General features: G+C 63.4%; 16 protein-coding genes and 1 tRNA gene. 7 read left to right on the top strand and 10 right to left on the bottom strand.

Going from position 1 to position 17,638, the window contains the following annotated elements; translation table 11 throughout:
* Positions 1 to 274: 274 nt before the first annotated feature.
* Positions 275 to 359, bottom strand: a tRNA-Leu gene (locus D8Z78_RS18715).
* Between the two features lie 171 nt (positions 360 to 530).
* Between D8Z78_RS18715 and D8Z78_RS18710 the strand changes: the two genes are divergently transcribed.
* Positions 531 to 1,031: a Hint domain-containing protein gene (locus D8Z78_RS18710; protein WP_121634639.1), complete on the top strand. Its 501-nt coding sequence runs from the start codon at positions 531 to 533 to the stop codon at positions 1,029 to 1,031.
* 36 nt (positions 1,032 to 1,067) lie between these two features.
* Here D8Z78_RS18710 and D8Z78_RS18705 read toward each other — a convergent pair whose 3' ends face one another.
* The gene (locus D8Z78_RS18705) at positions 1,068 to 2,684 is read right to left on the bottom strand and encodes an NAD(P)H-hydrate dehydratase (RefSeq protein WP_121634637.1); all 1,617 of its coding nucleotides are present in this window, start codon (positions 2,682 to 2,684) and stop codon (positions 1,068 to 1,070) included.
* A gap of 171 nt (positions 2,685 to 2,855) precedes the next feature.
* Here D8Z78_RS18705 and D8Z78_RS18700 point away from each other — a divergent pair, with 171 nt between their 5' ends.
* The 5 genes from D8Z78_RS18700 to dddP all read left to right on the top strand — a co-directional run bounded on the left by D8Z78_RS18700 (position 2,856) and on the right by dddP (position 8,784).
* Positions 2,856 to 3,194, top strand: a complete 339-nt coding sequence (locus tag D8Z78_RS18700) for a P-II family nitrogen regulator (protein WP_121634636.1) — start codon at positions 2,856 to 2,858, stop codon at positions 3,192 to 3,194.
* 73 nt (positions 3,195 to 3,267) lie between these two features.
* Complete coding sequence (gene glnA, locus D8Z78_RS18695) at positions 3,268 to 4,671, top strand: type I glutamate--ammonia ligase (RefSeq protein ID WP_121634634.1); 1,404 nt, start codon at positions 3,268 to 3,270, stop codon at positions 4,669 to 4,671.
* 856 nt (positions 4,672 to 5,527) lie between these two features.
* On the top strand, positions 5,528 to 6,340 hold the full coding sequence (locus D8Z78_RS18690; protein WP_121634632.1) for a lytic murein transglycosylase: 813 nt from the start codon (positions 5,528 to 5,530) through the stop codon (positions 6,338 to 6,340).
* A 185-nt stretch (positions 6,341 to 6,525) separates the two neighbouring features.
* Positions 6,526 to 7,341 (top strand): hypothetical protein, encoded by an 816-nt coding sequence (locus D8Z78_RS18685; RefSeq protein ID WP_121634631.1) that lies wholly within the window; start codon positions 6,526 to 6,528, stop codon positions 7,339 to 7,341.
* 102 nt (positions 7,342 to 7,443) lie between these two features.
* Entirely contained in the window at positions 7,444 to 8,784 is a 1,341-nt protein-coding gene (dddP, locus tag D8Z78_RS18680) for a dimethylsulfonioproprionate lyase DddP (protein ID WP_121634629.1), read from the top strand.
* A 24-nt stretch (positions 8,785 to 8,808) separates the two neighbouring features.
* Here dddP and D8Z78_RS18675 read toward each other — a convergent pair whose 3' ends face one another.
* Together D8Z78_RS18675 and D8Z78_RS18670 are read right to left on the bottom strand one after the other, a co-directional pair.
* Entirely contained in the window at positions 8,809 to 9,336 is a 528-nt protein-coding gene (locus tag D8Z78_RS18675) for an NUDIX hydrolase (RefSeq protein WP_121634628.1), read from the bottom strand.
* Positions 9,326 to 10,186, bottom strand: coding sequence for an endonuclease/exonuclease/phosphatase family protein (locus D8Z78_RS18670; RefSeq protein ID WP_121634626.1), 861 nt, complete (start codon positions 10,184 to 10,186; stop codon positions 9,326 to 9,328). The genes D8Z78_RS18675 and D8Z78_RS18670 overlap by 11 nt, the downstream gene beginning before the upstream one ends.
* Positions 10,187 to 10,271: 85 nt before the next feature.
* Here D8Z78_RS18670 and D8Z78_RS18665 point away from each other — a divergent pair, with 85 nt between their 5' ends.
* Positions 10,272 to 11,483, top strand: a complete 1,212-nt coding sequence (locus D8Z78_RS18665; protein ID WP_121634624.1) for a bifunctional alpha/beta hydrolase/OsmC family protein — start codon at positions 10,272 to 10,274, stop codon at positions 11,481 to 11,483.
* Positions 11,484 to 11,569: 86 nt separating this feature from the next.
* Here the strand turns inward: D8Z78_RS18665 and D8Z78_RS18660 are convergent, their stop codons facing one another.
* From D8Z78_RS18660 to D8Z78_RS18635, 6 genes are all read right to left on the bottom strand, one after another.
* A complete protein-coding gene (locus tag D8Z78_RS18660; protein ID WP_121634623.1) occupies positions 11,570 to 12,169 on the bottom strand; it encodes a biotin transporter BioY in 600 nt (199 codons plus the stop codon).
* 127 nt (positions 12,170 to 12,296) lie between these two features.
* Positions 12,297 to 12,653, bottom strand: coding sequence for a hypothetical protein (locus tag D8Z78_RS18655; RefSeq protein WP_121634621.1), 357 nt, complete (start codon positions 12,651 to 12,653; stop codon positions 12,297 to 12,299).
* 131 nt (positions 12,654 to 12,784) lie between these two features.
* Positions 12,785 to 14,218: an NAD(P)(+) transhydrogenase (Re/Si-specific) subunit beta gene (locus D8Z78_RS18650; RefSeq protein WP_121634366.1), complete on the bottom strand. Its 1,434-nt coding sequence runs from the start codon at positions 14,216 to 14,218 to the stop codon at positions 12,785 to 12,787.
* A 12-nt stretch (positions 14,219 to 14,230) separates the two neighbouring features.
* Positions 14,231 to 15,802: a Re/Si-specific NAD(P)(+) transhydrogenase subunit alpha gene (locus D8Z78_RS18645; RefSeq protein ID WP_121634368.1), complete on the bottom strand. Its 1,572-nt coding sequence runs from the start codon at positions 15,800 to 15,802 to the stop codon at positions 14,231 to 14,233.
* 136 nt (positions 15,803 to 15,938) lie between these two features.
* A complete protein-coding gene (locus D8Z78_RS18640) occupies positions 15,939 to 16,388 on the bottom strand; it encodes a methyltransferase family protein (RefSeq protein ID WP_240672181.1) in 450 nt (149 codons plus the stop codon).
* A 208-nt stretch (positions 16,389 to 16,596) separates the two neighbouring features.
* Positions 16,597 to 17,541: an MBL fold metallo-hydrolase gene (locus D8Z78_RS18635; protein ID WP_121634372.1), complete on the bottom strand. Its 945-nt coding sequence runs from the start codon at positions 17,539 to 17,541 to the stop codon at positions 16,597 to 16,599.
* Positions 17,542 to 17,638 lie beyond the last annotated feature (97 nt).

The raw sequence follows: 17,638 nt of genomic DNA, 5'->3' as shown, positions 1-17,638 counted from the left end.
GAAAAGCCCCGTCGCTTTCGAGAGAAAAGTGGCCTAAACGAGCACCTGGGGCGGCACGAAAACGAGACAGGTCCACTTCTCGATGCTCGCCATCCGATTCCCCCAAGAAAATCAACCTGAACCCATGCTGCGCCGTGGGGCCGCGCGTGGGGCCGATATGGGGCCAGAAGTGAAAAAAATGCGTTTCAGGGCAATCCAGAACATTCCGAGAACACCTCAAAACCCCTGTTTTGCAAGGGTTTAAAGCTCAATTCCGATCAACTGGAGGGTATCGTGGTGCGGGTGGAGGGACTTGAACCCCCACGCCTTGCGGCGCCAGAACCTAAATCTGGTGCGTCTACCAATTTCGCCACACCCGCACGGGCCGGGTGCCCCCGGCGAGACGCTGTCTAGCAAAGCCCGACAAGGCTGGCGAGCGAAAAATCATCGGAAAATTGCGTCTATTCAATCCGCAAAAAGGACGCGACATAAACCGGGTCTTGCCATATTGTGCAGGAAAACTGAGGCAGAACAGTACAGGAAGAACGCCTATGGAACCGAAAACGGTCCGGCGTGCTAATGGGGCTCTAGCCCCCGCACGTCATGTTGCGCCCGATTCCGCGGCCAATGCTCTGATCGCTGGCACCGTCGTGCTGACACTGGATGGGGCGCTGCCGGTGGAATTCATCGACGCGGGTGACCGGGTGATCACCCGCGATAGCGGCATGGCGATCGTGCGCCGTGTGCAGCGTCGCCGTCGCCACGTTGCCTGCATCGGGGTCAGGGCCGGCTCGCTCGGCAATACCCGCCCGGACCGCGATGCGGTCTTTCCCGCATCGCAGGAAATGCTGGTTCGCGACTGGCGGGCGGGGGCGCTGTTCGGCGCCAGCCAAGCCCTTGTGCCGATGGGGCGGCTGGTCGATGGCGAATTCGTGCGCGATCTCGGGATGCTCGAAGTCGACACCATCGAACTGGTCTTCGACACGCCGCATATCCTCTATGCCGATGGGCTCGAAGTGGCGTCCACCGCCAAGGTTGGCCAAGACGCGTGATCTGACCGGGCGCAGGGCCGGGTTTGGCCCCGCCGTCTAGGGCAGCCGGCGCAGAACCTTGGGCAATTCTTCCGGCAGATCCTCGGCGATCAGGCCCGGCCCGAAGGAAAGCGCGCATTCCACATGCAGCCATGCTGCATTTTCTGCCGCCGTCATCGCGTCGAAGCCACGGGCGAGCAGTCCGCAAACCATCCCGGCAAGGACGTCGCCCGACCCCGCCGTGGCGAGCCACGGGGCCGCGCGGTCATGGATCGCTGCGTTGATCGAACAGCGCCCGTCCGGCGCCGCAATCACCGTGTCCGGCCCTTTGAACAGCACGACGCATCCCGCCCGGGCTGCCGCCTCGCGCGTCGCATCGACCTTGGAGTAAAGCGCATCCTGCTTCAACCGGTCTGCCAGATCCGGGAAGAGGCGCGCGAATTCGCCGCCATGCGGGGTCAGCACACACTCCTTGTGCAGCATGTCGAACAACGCCTGAGGCTGGCGTTGAAAACGCGTCAACGCATCCGCATCGAGCACGGTCGCCCGCTCCGCCGCAAGCGCATGTTTGACCAACTCTCCCGTTGCGCCGCCCAGCCCCAGACCCGGACCAAGGCAGAGTGCCTTGATGCGCGTATCCTCCAGCATCTCGGCCAGCCCATGCGTGCCGTCCAGCCCGTGCACCATGATCGCGTTCAGATGATGCGCGTGTTCCGCCACCGCCCGCATCGGGCAGCCGACCGTCACCAGCCCCGCCCCGATCCGCAGCGCCGCCCGCGCCGCCAGCCGCGCCGCGCCGCCCTTGCCCGGCGGGCCGGACAGGACGAGCGCATGGCCGTGGCTGTATTTGTGCCCCTGCACCTGCTTGGTGAGGGAAGCAGACAGTTCATCCCGCGTCAGTTCCGAAACGACATGGCGACCGAGTTGCCCCCCCGGCTCCGACGGCGCATGAAGCGCGGCAAGGGCCTTGTGGGACAGACTGCCGCGATCGCGCACGCTGCTTAGACCAATGCCCTTGACCACCACCTTCCCGCAGGCCGCTGGCCCGTCCGACAGCAGATGTCCCGGCTTCTTGCTGTGAAAGGTCACCGTCAGGTTTGCGACAATCGCCTGATCCATGGGGTTGACGCCGCCGAGCCCGGGAAACTCACCCGTATCCGCGTTCAGACCGCTGGGCACATCGACGGCCACGACCTTACGGTCGGGGCTGGCCTGCGCAGTGTTCACGTCCATTTCGACGTGCGACAGGCCCTGCAACGGACGGGTCAGTCCGGTTCCGAAGAGCGCATCGATGACAAGGTTGGTGCCGGGATGATCGCATAGCCAACCATCGAAGGTCTCGTCCTCCAGCGGCGTGACGGCCCCGCGTTCCGCCCAGCGGCGATGGTTTTCCGCTGCATCGGGGGGCAGCTTGTCCGCATTGCCGAGCAGGAAAACCTCGACCTCCCAGCCACGCGCCTTCAGCAGCCGCGCCACCACGAACCCGTCACCACCATTGTTGCCCGGCCCACACATGACCACGGCGCGCCCGGACAGGTCGGGCCATTCCTCGACGATCGCCTCGACGACGCCCTGCCCCGCGCGCTCCATCAGCTCCAGCCCCGTCACGGCCCCGCTGTCGATGGCGGCCTGTTCGATGGCGCGCATCTGCGCCGCTGTCAAAACCTCAGTCATTCCACCCTGCGATTCAATTTCGCCCACTTTCAGGGCGTTTTGCACATTTTTTAATCACGCCATTTTTTTCAGCACAGCGCAACCGCCCCGAAAAACCCTATCCGATTGTGGACGCCCCTGAGAAGTGATCTGCCCTGTTCCGACGAATTTCGACCAGGAGGGCGGAGGCTCATGAAAAAGATCGAGGCCATCATCAAGCCATTCAAACTTGATGAAGTGAAAGAAGCGTTACAGGACGCAGGGATCCAGGGCCTTTCCGTGGTCGAAGTGAAAGGCTTTGGCCGTCAGAAGGGCCATACCGAACTGTATCGCGGGGCCGAATATGTCGTGGACTTCCTGCCCAAGGTGAAGATCGAGATCGTGCTGGACGACGACCAAGTCGACGGCGCGATCGAGGCGATCATCGGGGCCGCGAAGACCGACAAGATCGGCGATGGCAAGATCTTTGTTTCGCCCATCGAACAGGCTATCCGCATCCGCACCGGCGAATCCGGCTCGGACGCGCTTTAAGACATGAAACACCCACGAAACCCCGGTTTCGTGCACGAACTCCCAAATATCTGACAGAAAGGGACATGAGAATATGACCAATCCGGTTCTCAAGACCATCGCGGACGAAGGCATCGAATATGTCGATATCCGTTTCACTGATCCGCGTGGCGCGCTTCAGCACGTGACCGTGATGGCCGACCTTGTCGACGAAGACTTCCTCGAAGAGGGCTTCATGTTCGACGGTTCCTCCATCGCCGGCTGGAAGTCCATCGAAGCCTCCGACATGAAGCTGATGCCCGATGTCGACAGCGCCTATATCGACCCCTTCTATGCCGAGAAGACCCTCTGCATCCATTGCTCGATCGTCGAGCCCGACACCGGCGAAGCCTATGACCGCGACCCGCGCGGCACCGCGCAGAAGGCCGAAGCCTACCTGATCTCGTCCGGCATCGGTGACGTGTCCTATTTCGGCCCCGAGGCCGAATTCTTCCTCTTCGACGACGTCAAGATTTCGGTCGCACCGAACAAGATCTCGGCAGAGGTCGACGCCGATCACGCCGCATGGAACACCGATGCGGAATTCGAGATGGGCAACCTGGGCCACCGCCCCGGCTACAAGGGTGGCTATTTCCCGGTCAACCCGCGTGACGACGGTCAGGACATCCGTTCGGAAATGCTGTCCACGATGAAGCGTCTGGGCATGAAGGTCGACAAGCACCACCACGAAGTGGCGACCAGCCAGCACGAGCTGGGCCTGATCTTCGGGACGCTGACCACGCAGGCCGACGAGCTGCAGAAATACAAGTACGTCATCCACAACGTGGCGCAGTCCTATGGCCGCTCGGCAACCTTCATGCCGAAGCCGATCAAGGGTGACAACGGCTCGGGCATGCACGTGAACATGTCGATCTGGAAAGACGGCAAGCCGCTGTTCGCAGGCGACAAATACGCCGACCTGTCCCAGGAAGCGCTGTATTTCATCGGCGGCATCCTGAAGCACGCAAAGGCGCTGAACGCGTTCACCAACCCGTCGACCAACAGCTACAAGCGTCTGGTTCCGGGCTTCGAGGCCCCCGTTCTGCGCGCCTATTCCGCACGCAACCGCTCGGGCTGCGTCCGTATTCCGTGGACCGAATCGCCCAAGGCAAAGCGCGTCGAGGCTCGCTTCCCCGACCCGGCGGCGAACCCCTACCTGTGCTTCTCGGCGCTTCTGATGGCCGGCCTCGACGGCATCAAGAACAAGATCGATCCGGGCGAAGCCATGGACAAGAACCTGTACGATCTGCCCGCCGAAGAGCTGGCCGAGATCCCGACCGTCTGTGGCAGCTTGCGCGAAGCCATGGAAGAGCTGCAGAAAGACATGGACTTCCTGCTGGCCGGTGACGTGTTCACCAAAAGCCAGATCGAAGGCTATATCGCGCTCAAGATGGAAGAGATCGAAGAGTACGAAACCACCCCGCACCCGGTGGAATTCGCGATGTATTACAGCTGCTGATCCCCACAGGGATTTGCATCATGGCGGGGCGTCCTTTCGGGCGCCCCGCTTTCCGTTTGACGCCAATTGCCCTCGATTTGTCTGCTTTGCGTCCGGTCGTCGCCAAACGTGTCTGACATGAACCCCCAGACCGCAGGCGTTGTGCCGATTGGCCGTCTCCCCGATGAGCCACAAAGAGGCATTGCGATGAGTGACAGTTTCAAAGACCGACTTGCGCGATTGAACGCCACGGACGAGACGCACGCTTCGCCCCAAGCGGGAAGCGCGGCGCATGAGCCCCGGCCCGCGACGCCCCGCCCCAACCCGGCAAGCTCATCGTTCTGGGGCTGGCTGCAACGCTTCTTTTGCCATCCGTTCTGGCTGTCGGCTACATCGTGCTGACGCAGTCGATGCAGACCGCATTGAACACCGCCCTGCCGTAAGCTGCGAAACGCGGCCTTGCACCCGAAACGATCGAGTCGAACGCGCAGATCATGATGCTGTTGGCGCGTGGCGAAGCCTGACTGATCTGGGACGAGGACGTCGCCGATTATCAGACCCCCGAGGGCCAGCTTGAATTGCCGGTGCTGCAAAGCAAGGCTTTGGGCGGCATCCCCGGGCCCGAGGCGGTGGCCAAATTCGAAAACGAACACGCCAAACAGATGACCATCCTCGACAGGTAGGCCGCTCTGGATCGACGTTCTTTCGCTGATCCCACCCAGATCATGCGCGAAACCCCGCCTTTCGTGCGTGAAGTGCCGCTGCCCACCCACAGCCCCGTGCGCTCAGGGACGCTGCAAGGCACGGTTTTCCCCCTTTGACTGATGCGGCATCAAGGCTACCCTTTGGAAGGCCCGCAATATTCCGGAGTGTCCCCATGCGCCGTACCCTGATCGCCCTTGGCTTGAGCCTGTTGACCGCAACCCCTGCCCTCGCCGCGCAGTGCATCACCAGCAAAGGCGAATGGTCCGCGTACAAACAATCCCTCGCCGCCGAAGCCAAGGCCGCCGGCGTGGGCCAGCGTGGTCTGTCGGCGCTCGCCAACCTGCCCCTCTCGGATCGGACGTGGCGCTTCGCGGCCAGCCCCTCCGGGCAGGGTGTCGGTGCGACGTCGCCCGCGAAGCTGATCGAGGGCAAGACCCAAGTGTCGGTCGACCGTTTCGTCGCGCTGGCCCGCGGGAAAATTCAGGCAAACCAACGCCTTTTCACCGCCGTCGAGCAGAATTTCGGCGTGCCCTCCGAGTTGCTCGTGGTGCTGTGGGGCCTCGAGTCCAGCTTTGGCAACTATCTCGGGCGCGAACCTGTCCTCAGCGGGGCGATCACCTTGTCCTCGCATTGCCGCCGCCATCAGCAGTTTCGACCCAATGCGATCGCCGCCCTGAAATTGGTGGATCGCGGCGGGCTCGACACAAGCATGAAGGGCGGGCCCACCGGCGAGTTCGGTCATTTCCAATTCATTCCGATCCGCTGGACGGAATATGGCATCGACGCCAACGGGGATGGTCGCGCCGACCCCTACAACCTCGCCGACTCGATGGCCTCCGCCGCCAACATGCTGCGCAAGAACGGCTGGCGTCCGGGCCAGCCCTTTGGCGAGGGAACCGCCAATTTCCGTGTCCTGTCGGCGTGGAATGACAGCGGCAACTACCAGCGTGCCATCGCGTTCGTCGCCGAAAGGATCGGCCGGTAAAACGTTACCAAATATGAACTTTTTACTCACGGGGCCCGCGCGGCCCCGTTTGTTTACCTAAAGTTAACCAATAAGGCCGGGCCAGCGAAAGATTCACCCAAATTTACGCTATTTTGCCAGAATGTAACCAAGATCGACCGGCATACATGATCCTCAAAGCAGGCGTTCGGCCGGAGGATATTGAGATGAACCGTGTTGATTACCCGTATGCCGGCCTGATTTTGCCGGACACCCAGGATCTGGACCCCACCCCGTATCTCGATACAGCCGCTGCCGTGCTCGCCCGGCTGGATCGGGACGGTGGACAGGGCGTGACGCGCGGCTCGCATGCCGTTTTCGGCGCCACGCTCGGGGTCCAGGTGATTTCCGAAGAGGACAGCGATTACGGCCCGCGCGTCCTGATCGAGATCATCACCCGCGATGGCGAGCTGCCGGGCGAGGATATGGACGATGCTGCCTCGGCCCTGCTGTCCGAAACGGTGCTGCGCTGCCTCGACCATTCCTCGGCGGATATCCTCGAATGGTACGCGCCTGACGTGCTGCTGGATCGCGATGACTTCATCCGCCTGCGCAGCTATGTCTCGCCGCGCCGGGCCCGCCCGTCCAAGCCTGCCACCGAGGACGCCACCGTCACGCAGGACCTGCTGTCGGATTACGAGGCGAACGATCACGTGGCACAGGGCATTCGCGGCCGCCTCTTTGCCCAGTCCAACACCCGCGACGACGATGACCGCCCCAAGGTCACCGACCGCCTGTCGCAATACAAGATCACGATGGCCGCAACCGCGCCCGAGGAACGCCGGATTTCCAGCGCGGGCTGGCTGCTGACCGGCGCGCTGGCGATCTTCAGCTGGCCGGTCGCGATCTTTGTCGCCATCATGAACGGTGGCAGGGGGGCCGATCTGCGGCTGGTGTCGCAGGCGCTGGCCGTCACCGGCCTGTTCACCGTCCTGTATCACACGGACCGGCTGACCGATTTCATCCGCATGTTGCTGCACTGATCCGGGTCTGATCCGAAGCCGGAAAAACGACCCGTCGACACGTCGCAAACAGGCGCGCCTGACCGCTTTGCGCGCGCCAGCCTGCGGTCCAGGAGGATCGCCATGGACACCCATTACCGCGACATTCGCAAGATCGACCCGAGCCGCGGCGCGACCATCGGGGACAACACACCCAACGACATGGACCGGGTCGAGATCGGGCCGACCCGGCTGGCCTACGGCGAATGGGCGCAGGTCGGGTTGGAGTTGCCCGACCTTCAGGAGATGCGGCGTTTTCGCTGGCAGCGGTTGACCGATCACGTCGTCGCACGCGATCTGGCGGGGCTATTGATGTTCGACCCGCTCAACATCCGCTATGCCACCGACAGCACCAATATGCAGCTTTGGAACACCCATAACCCGTTCCGCGCGGTGCTGCTTTGCGCCGATGGGCATATGGTGATCTGGGATTACAAGAACGCCCCCTTCCTGAGCGAATTCAACCCCTTGGTGCGCGAGGTCCGGTCCGGCGCGGACCTGTTCTATTTCGATCGCGGCGACCGGATCGACGTGGCGGCGGATACCTTCTCGAACGAGGTGCGCGGCCTGTTGGCCGAGCACGCCCCTGGCAACACGCGCCTCGCGGTCGACAAGGTCATGCTGCACGGCTTGCGCGCGCTGGAGGCACAGGGCCTGACCGTCCTGCCCGGCGAGGAGGTCACGGAAAAGGCCCGCTCGATCAAAGGCCCGGACGAAATTCGCGCCATGCGCTGCGCCAGCCACGCCTGCGAGATGGCGGTGGCCGAGATGGAGCGGTTCGCGCGCGTGAACGTGCCGCTTGGGGAGACGTCGGAAGACGACATCTGGGCAGTGCTGCACGCGGAAAACATCCGACGCGGTGGCGAGTGGATCGAGACCCGGCTGCTGGCCTCGGGTCCACGCTCCAACCCGTGGTTTCAGGAATGCGGGCCGCGCATCGTCCAGAACAACGAGATCGTCGCCTTTGATACCGACCTGATCGGAAGCTACGGGATTTGTGTCGATATTTCACGCACATGGTGGATCGGCGATGACAGGCCCCGCCCCGACATGATCGACGCGATGCGGCACGCGCATGAGCATATCATGACCAATATGCAGATGCTGAAACCCGGCGTGCATATCGAGGAGTTGTCGCGCAACACCCATGTTCTGCGGCCCGAATTCCAGAAGCAGAAATATGGTTGCCTGATGCATGGCGTGGGTCTGTGCGATGAATGGCCGCTGGTCGCCTATCCGGACCATATCGTGCCGGGGGCCTTCGACTATGTGCTGGAGCCGGGCATGACGCTGTGCGTCGAGGCGCTGGTCAGTCCGGAGGGGGGCGATTTCTCGATCAAGCTGGAAGACCAGGTTCTGATCACCGAGGACGGGTACGAGAACCTGACGGCCTATCCGTTCGACCCTCGTTTGATGGGAGAATGAGGGGGGCCGGGGCATAGCCCCGGCCTACACCCTGTCGCGCATGCGGAGAAGACTGGGTTCGGTAGAATAGGTTTCGAGCCTGTCGAGCGGCACCCAGGCCAGAGCAAGGCTTTCGTCGGACAGGGTGAAGGCGCGTGTTTCCGCCCGGAACAGAAAGCGGATGTCGTAGTGCAGATGTGCCGGTTCCCGCGCGTTGGCGGGGATCTCGTGGATATCGACGTCAAACACCACGGGGCGCAGTTGCATGATGGCGGCGATGCCGCTTTCCTCCTGCGCCTCGCGCAGGGCTGTGGCGGCGGCGTTGCACAGCCCGTCGCAATGACCGCCCAGTTGCAGCCAGCGATCCAGCTTGCGGTGATGGGTCAGCAGCACCGAGTCACGCTCGGGCGACAGGACAAAGGCCGACCCCGTGACATGACCGCCAATGCCCGGATCGCGCGAGAACGCGCGATCCCCCCATCGTGCACAAAACGCCCTGATCCGGTCCCAATCTGCCCTGTCGCGCGCCGTTTCGGCCCGGAACTGCCCGATACCGTCGATCTCATCCCCCATCGAACCGCACCCCGGCCAGCACCCCGTAGTGATCCGAGCCATGCTTTGGCATGCGCCGGGTCCATCCCTGCCCGGTGCTCAGCACATGGTCGATGCCGATGGGCAGGCCGCCCGGCAAATCGAACGTGTTCATCAGCGCACCAATACGCCGGGCTTTCACCGCGCCCGAAACGCGCGCGACCGTATGCGACCATGCGACGGCGTTGAAATCTCCACCCAATACGACCGGCCCGGAAATCGGCGCCATGTCCGGCAGGATCTGTGTCACCTGCGCCGCTTGCCGGTGCGGCCAAGGCCAGTTGAGATGCAAAGAGACGACCCAGACCGGGCCATCCGCCGTCTCGACCTGCATGGCGGCGAAGCCGTCGCGCCGGGAACAGAACCCCTCGATCATCGGCAGGCGAGAAAGCACCACCTCGCCCAGCGGCTCCTGCGGGCAATGCACCCTATGCGGATAATCCGCCTCCAACGGCTTGAGCGCCGCAAGGGTTCGCGCGCCGACCTCTTGCAGTATCAGAACGTCGGGGGATGCGGCGCGCACGGACTTCACCCACGCATCCACGCCGTCGCGGGAATAGAGCATGTTCTGCTGGTACAGGATCAGCCCGCCATCGGCCGGCCCAGCCCGCGACGCCCAGACGAACGCGCCCAGCCAGACCAGCGCCCCGCCCGCCAGCCCCCAGCGCATCGGGCGCGGCCAGCCGGTCCAGACCACCGACAGGGCGAAGACGATCATCAACTCGCGCCGGAACACGGCGAGGCTGTCCCCCAAAGGGTGCAGCGCCCCGCCCCAGCTTGCGATCAGGGCAAGGCCGCTCGCGACCGCGACCAAGGCTGCAACAAATCTCATGTCCCCTCACCTTCGCGTGACGCGACTGTCACCTTGGTTGTTCCGCGACGCCGCCCCGCCCAATGTCAGAAAAAAGGAGGCACCCATGCCCACGGAACGTATCACCTTCGACGGCCATGCCGGGGACAGCCTCGCCGCGCGGCTCGACCTGCCCGAAGGCCCGTATCTGGCCACCGCCGTGTTCGCGCATTGCTTTACCTGTGGCAAGGATATTGCTGCCGCGCGGCGCATTTCTCAACGGCTGGCGGCGATGGGGATCGCCGTGTTGCGCTTTGATTTCACCGGGTTGGGGCACAGTCAGGGCGAGTTCGCCAATACCAGTTTTCGCAGCAATGCACAGGATCTGGTGGCGGCGGCGCGCTATCTGGCGGGCCGCGATATGGGGCCGGACCTGCTGATCGGCCATTCGCTGGGCGGCGCGGCGGTGCTGCGCGCCGCAGCCGAAGTGCCGCAGGCGCGCGCGGTGGTGACTATCGGCGCGCCCTTCGATCCCGGCCATGTGACCCATGTGTTCGACGGCGCGTTGGACGAGATCGACACGCAGGGCCGCGCCGAGGTGGTGCTGGCGGGGCGTCGGATCACCATCGGGCAAGGCTTTGTCGAGGACGTGGTCAAGCATGACCTGAGCGGCGCGATTGCCGGGCTGCGACGGGCGCTTCTGGTCTTGCACGCACCGCGCGACGAGGTGGTCGATATCTCCAACGCGACGCGGATCTTCGTCGCAGCGAAGCATCCCAAAAGCTTTGTAACACTGGACGAGGCGGACCATCTGGTCAGCCGCGCAAGCGATGCCGAATACGCCGCCGAGGTGATCGCCGCTTGGGCCGGGCGCTATCTGGATCTGTCGCCCCCCGCCCCGCCGATCGGCGCGCCAGAGGGCGTGATCCGCGTCTCGGAAAGCGATCCGGGGGGCTTCCTGCAGGATGTGCAAAACGGGCCGCATCACCACGTTCTGGCCGATGAGCCGGAGGCCTATGGCGGCACGAACCGGGGGCTGTCGCCCTATGGCTTCGTGGCGGCGGGCTTGGGCGCATGTACCTCTATGACGATCCGGATGTATGCGCGGCGCAAGGGCTGGCCTTTGACCCATGTGCGGGTCGACGTGACCCATGACAAGGTCCACGCGCAGGATGCCGGAACGCAAGCCGAGACCCGGATCGACCGGTTTACCCGGCGTATCACGCTGGAGGGCGGTCTCGACTCCGACCAACGCGCCCGCCTGCTGGAGATCGCCGACCGGTGCCCCGTACACAAGACCCTGAGCCACAGCGCCCGGATCGAGACCGAACTGGTCTGAGAATGCGAAAAGGCCGGGGGTGTCCCCGGCCTGTCCATCGATGCAAAAATCTGTGTCGCGGGGCTGTGCCCCATCGCCGCCGAAGGTCAGCCGCGGGCGCGGCCCACCAGCTTCCACGCGGCGGGCAGCAGCAGCGCCGCCAAGGCCAGCTTCAGCGCGTCGCCCATCAGGAAGGGGGTCAGGCCCCAGTCGAGGATCGGCTTGTCCCAGCCGTACAGCACGCCCAGCCACAACAGGCCCGGCACGTAGATCAGCACGTTGCCCAGCAGCATCGCGCCCGCCATCTTCGGCGCGGAGCGGTCCCAGCCCAAGCGGGCCAGCATCCCCAGCGCGACGGTGGCCAGAACATAGCCCACAAGGTAGCCACCGGTGCCGCCCATCATGTAGCTCAGGCCATAGGCCTCGGCCGAGGACCCGGCAAAGACGTCAAAGCCCAGCATGCCGACGATCATGTAGCCAAGGATGGTCACGAGGCCGAGGCGCGCGCCATAGGCCGCGCCCAGCGACAGCACGGCGAAGGTGCCCATGGTCATCGGCACGGGCCACATCGGGACCTTGATCTTGGCGGCCACGGCAAGGATCGCGATCCCCGCGACGACCAGCAGGGCCTGTTTGACGCGCAGCGCAGTGCCTTCGTTGGCGCCGAAGGCTTCGGCCAGCACGTTGCGGTGAGTGGTGACGTTCATGGGAACCCCCTGTCCTGTCTCGTTTCTCGCATGGTTCTGCCCGAAGCGTTGCAGTATCGCAAGACCGCTTGCGCTCACGACCCCTGATAAATTTGCAAATCCGAAATTAGCAGAAGCAAATCGGCGGTCAGAGCCGCGCCTCTAGCCAGACCTGTGCTTGGGTCAGCAAAAAATGCACCCGGGCCGCCGCCCCCGCCGACAGGCGCGACCGCAAGAGAAAGGTGTAACGGGACAAATCCGCGACGCGCAGGGCGTGAAACAGCGCCACCAGCCAACGTTCGTCAAAGCTGCGATCCGGTGACCCGGGCAAGCGCAGGTCCAGCTTTTGCGAAAGCGCGGTGTCCAGCGCCCCGAACAGGTCTGCCAAGGGAGTGGCCTCCCCCGACTGGCGAAGCAGACGCAGAACATCCAGCAATGGGTCCGCCTGTGCCAGTTCCGGAAAATGGTCTCGCCAATGCGGGGTCGGATTCGCGGCAGATGTCATGGGATCTCCTATTTCTGATTATTTTAATCGGAAATAGACGTCATGGCAATCCGGCCTGTCACGGAAACGAAAAGGCCCGCCCTGTTGCCAGAGCGGGCCTTGGGTAGGATGGGTGATCACCCATCCTACTTTCAGTCGATCTTGTTCAGAAGCGCCCCGATGCTGTCCTTGGCATCGCCATAATACATCCGGGTGTTGTCCTTGAAGAACAGCGGGTTCTCGATGCCCGAATAGCCGGTGCCCTGACCGCGCTTGGACACGAAGACCTGCTTGGCCTTCCAGACTTCCAGAACCGGCATGCCCGCGATGGGCGAGTTCGGGTCGTCCTGCGCCGCCGGGTTCACGATGTCGTTCGACCCGATCACGATGACCACATCCGTATCCGGGAAGTCGTCATTGATCTCGTCCATCTCCAGAACGATGTCGTAGGGCACCTTGGCCTCGGCCAGAAGCACGTTCATGTGCCCCGGCAGACGGCCCGCCACGGGGTGGATGGCAAAACGCACCGCCTTGCCCTTGGCGCGCAGCTTGCGCGTCAGTTCCGCCACGTTCTGTTGCGCCTGCGCCACCGCCATGCCGTAGCCCGGCACGATGATCACGCTGTCGGCCTCGTCCAGCGCGTTGGCTACGCCGTCCACATCGATCGGAACCTGCTCGCCCTCGACTTCCATCGCCGGGCCGGAGGACCCGCCAAAGCCGCCAAGGATCACGCTGACAAAGGCGCGGTTCATCGCCTTGCACATGATGTAGGAGAGGATCGCACCGGACGAGCCGACCAGCGCGCCGACGACGATCAGCAGATCGTTGCCAAGGCTGAAACCGATGGCCGCCGCCGCCCAGCCGGAATAGCTGTTGAGCATCGACACCACCACCGGCATGTCGGCGCCGCCGATGCCCATGATCAGGTGATAGCCGATGAACAGCGCCAGCAGCGTCAGCAGAACCAGCGTCCAGCTGCCCGCATCCGAGAAATACATGATCGCCAGCAGCACCGACAGGCCCGCCGCCGCCGCGTTCAGCATGTGACCGCCCGGCAGCTTCTTCGCGGCCGAGTTCACCTTGCCCGCCAGCTTGCCATAGGCCACGACCGACCCGGTAAAGGTCACGGCACCGATCCAGATGCCCAGCACCAGCTCGACCTTGAGGATGGTGATCTCCACCGCCGTCTTCTTGGCGACCAGCGTGGCAAAGCTGCCCTCGACCGCCTCACCGGCGGCTTTCGCGGCCTCGACCATGTTGATGGTCAGGTCGGCGTTGAAGCCGACGAAGACCGCCGCAAGGCCCACGAGGCTGTGCATGATCGCCACCAGTTCGGGCATCTGCGTCATCTGCACCTTGGTCGCCAGCTGGTAGCCGACAACCGCGCCGATGCCGATCAGCACGATGGACAGCCACCACAGACCGGCACCGGGGCCGATCAGCGTGGCCAGCACGGCGATCGCCATGCCGGTGATGCCGTACCACACCGCGCGCTTGGCGCTTTCCTGCCCCGACAGACCGCCGAGCGACAGGATGAAGAGGACGGCCGCGACCGCATAGGCCGCAATCGTGAATCCGAATTCCATATCAGCGCCTCCTTAGGACTTCTGGAACATGGCGAGCATGCGCCGCGTGACGAGGAAGCCGCCGAAAATATTGATCGAGGCCATGAAGATACCCAGCGCCGCGAGGATCGTGATCAGCACCGACGAAGACCCGATCTGGATCAGCGCGCCGAGGATGATGATCGACGAGATCGCGTTGGTCACCGCCATCAGGGGCGTGTGCAGCGAATGGGCGACGTTCCAAATCACCTGGAAGCCGATGAAGACCGACAGGATGAAGACGATGAAATGCTGCATGAAGCTGGCCGGGGCCACCAGACCCACCGCCAGCAGCAGCACCGCGCCCACTGTGATCAGCGTCACCTGGTTCTTGGTCTGCGCCTTGAAGGCGGCGATTTCATTCGCGCGCTTTTCCTCGGGCGTCAGTTCCTTGACCTTTTCCTTGGGCTTGGCGGCGATGGCCGCGACCTTGGGCGGCGGCGGCGGGAAGGTGATCTCGCCCTGATAGGCCACCGTGGCCCCACGGATCACGTCGTCTTCCATGTTGTGATTGACCTTGCCGTCCTTCTCGGGCGTCAGGTCGGTCATCATGTGACGGATGTTGGTCGAGTACAGCAAGGACGACTGCCGCGCCATGCGCGAGGGGAAGTCGGTATAGCCGATGATGGTCACGCCGTTGTCGGTCACGACCTTCTCATCCTTGACGGTGCCCTCGACGTTGCCACCCTTTTCGGCTGCAAGGTCGACGATCACGGAGCCCGGCTTCATCGCCTTGACCATGTCTTCGAGCCACAGCTTGGGCGCCTCGCGGTTTGGGATCAGGGCGGTGGTGATGACGATATCGACCTCGGGGGCCAGTTCGCGGAACTTCGCCAGCTGCGCCTCGCGGAACTCAGGCGAGGACACGGACGCATAGCCGCCGGTGGCGGAGCCGTCCTGCTGCTCTTCCTCGAAATCGAGATAGACGAATTCGGCACCCATGGATTCGACCTGCTCGGCCACTTCGGGGCGCACGTCGAAGGCCAGCGTGATCGCGCCCAGCGAGGTGGACGTGCCAATCGCGGCCAGACCAGCCACACCGGCGCCGACGATCAGCACCTTGGCCGGGGGCACCTTGCCCGCCGCCGTGACCTGACCGGTGAAGAAGCGGCCAAAGTTGTTGCCCGCCTCGATCACCGCGCGGTAGCCCGCGATATTCGCCATCGAGGACAGCGCGTCCATCTTTTGAGCGCGAGAAATCCGCGGCACCATTTCCATGGCGATGACGTTGCCGCCCTTGGCCTTGGCCTTTTCCAGACCCTCGGCATTGCCGCCAGGGTTGAAGAAGGTGATCAGCGTCTTTTCCGGGGTCAGCCGGTCCAGTTCCGCATCCTGCGGGATGCGCACCTTTGCGATGATGTCGGCTTGCGCCCACAAAGCGTCGGCATCCGGCACGACGGTGACGCCTGCTGCCTCATAATCCGAATCCGAGAAGTCGGCGCGCGCGCCGGCCCCGGACTGGATCAGGCACTCGTATCCCAGCTTCTGCAGCTGAAGCGCCGAGTCCGGCGTCATCGCAACGCGATTCTCGCCAGCCTCGACTTCGGTTGGTGTCCCGATTTTCACGTGTCTCATCCCCCTCGTTCAGGAAATTGTCGTGTTGTGACCCTGCGTCAGGGCCGTTCATCATGAATGGGTCTACAGGGCTGACCTGTTACCCACAACTGTACCGCGCCGGTCTAGATCACAGAAACGCGCAGAATTAAAGCCACCTTCTCGTTTGTTGCGCGTAGCGGTGAAACTCGGCAACAAACTTTCGTCGTAAACGCTCCTCTTCCGGCAGGATGAACCGGCGCTCGATCACCCAGACGAAGATCGGGATCAGTGGTAGCGCAAGCACCGCATCCCAATACAGGATCAGCCCGGCAAGGATCATCGAATCGCCCAGATAGATCGGGTTGCGCGAGCGTTTGAAGATGCCGGATGTCACCAGCCGATCGGCCTCGCGATGCGGAATGACGGTGGTGCGGTGACGGCGCATCTCGTAGACGGCCAGCGCCATCAGCACCAGCCCGCCCCCGACCAAAAGCCCGCCCAGCAGATCGGCCCAGACCGGGCCAAAGCCCCCCATAGGCCACCTTTCCTTCTGCCACCACGCGATGCCGAGGCAGGCCAGCAGCCAGACCGGCGGGATATCGATCCATTTCAGCACGTGTGTCCCCCTTTGAACGCAGGCCCCGTGTTCCCAAGCGCCACAACCCGGAAATAGCCCGGACATGGCACGGATGCCCTCATCTTCTTCCCTATTACAGCCATAGCCGGACCTTGGTCGCATGCCACCCCGGATATCTTCAGTCCGGACATAATTCGGGCCGGGAGTGCCCCCCGGCCCCGCGCCCCGGATCAAAAAGAGGGCAGGATCACTCCCACTCCATCTCCTCGTAGACGCGTCCGGCATTCTTCGTCGCCAGTTCCTCGTAGGTGTCCAAATAGGTCCATGCCGACTGGTCGACGTAATACGCCTCGGCCAAATCGCCGCCTTCATCGATATGCGCGCCGATCTTGTCGCGCAGATCGTGCAAGTAGCCGACGGTCTCCTTCGTCACCATCGCCATGCTGGTCGGGTGCCCGTGACCCGGGATCACATAGGTCGCGCCCAGATCGGTGAAGGGCCCTTCGAAGGTCTCGATCCAGCAACTGGTGCAGGTCCCCTCGAAGATCGGCGCCATGCGTTCATGAAAGGCGATATCGCCCGCGATCACCACGCCAAGCTCCGGCAACCAGACTTGTGTATCGCCCGGATCATGCGCCGGGCCCAGATGCAGCACCTCGATGGTCATGTCGCCCATCTCGACCGTATAGCTGTCTTCGAAGGACAGGTTGGCGTTGACGACCCGCGTGCCCTCGGCCTTGTCGCGGTTGTAGCGCATCATGCCTTGCAGGATGAAATCGCCATCTTCCTCGACCACGTCGATGGCATCCTGATGGGCGAGGATATCCACCCCCAGATCGGCCCAATAGGCATTGCCCAGCATGGCATGCCCCTGCCCGTTCTCGTTGATCACCAGCTTCACCGGCTGATCCGTGACCGCCTTGATCTCGTCATGCAGGGCCTGCGCCAGCCGCACCGAGGCGCCGCCATTGATCACGACCACCCCGTCGCCGGTCACGATGAAGGACAGGTTGTTGTTATGCCCCGAATTCTCATAGGTCGGCGGCGCGGTCGCCCCGATGGCGCTGTAAACCCCGGGGAACCACTCCACCGGCTTGTTGTACAACTCCGATTGCGGGTACTTGTCCGCAATATCCTCGTGGGCAAAAGCCGCCCCCGCCATGAGCGTCAATACCAGCGTCGTGCGATACATGTTCGATCCTCCCTCGGTCACGCGCAGACATTCGCATGTGTGAATGGCAATGACAAGAAAGACGGGGGCTTGCCTGCCGTGCGCGGGCCGATAAGTT

Origin of the sequence: Tropicibacter alexandrii (assembly GCF_003667315.2) — a bacterium.
GTDB classification, from domain to species: domain Bacteria; phylum Pseudomonadota; class Alphaproteobacteria; order Rhodobacterales; family Rhodobacteraceae; genus Tropicibacter; species Tropicibacter alexandrii.
Note: the sequence above shows the minus strand (reverse complement) of the source record. Positions and strands in the feature narration are given on the sequence as shown.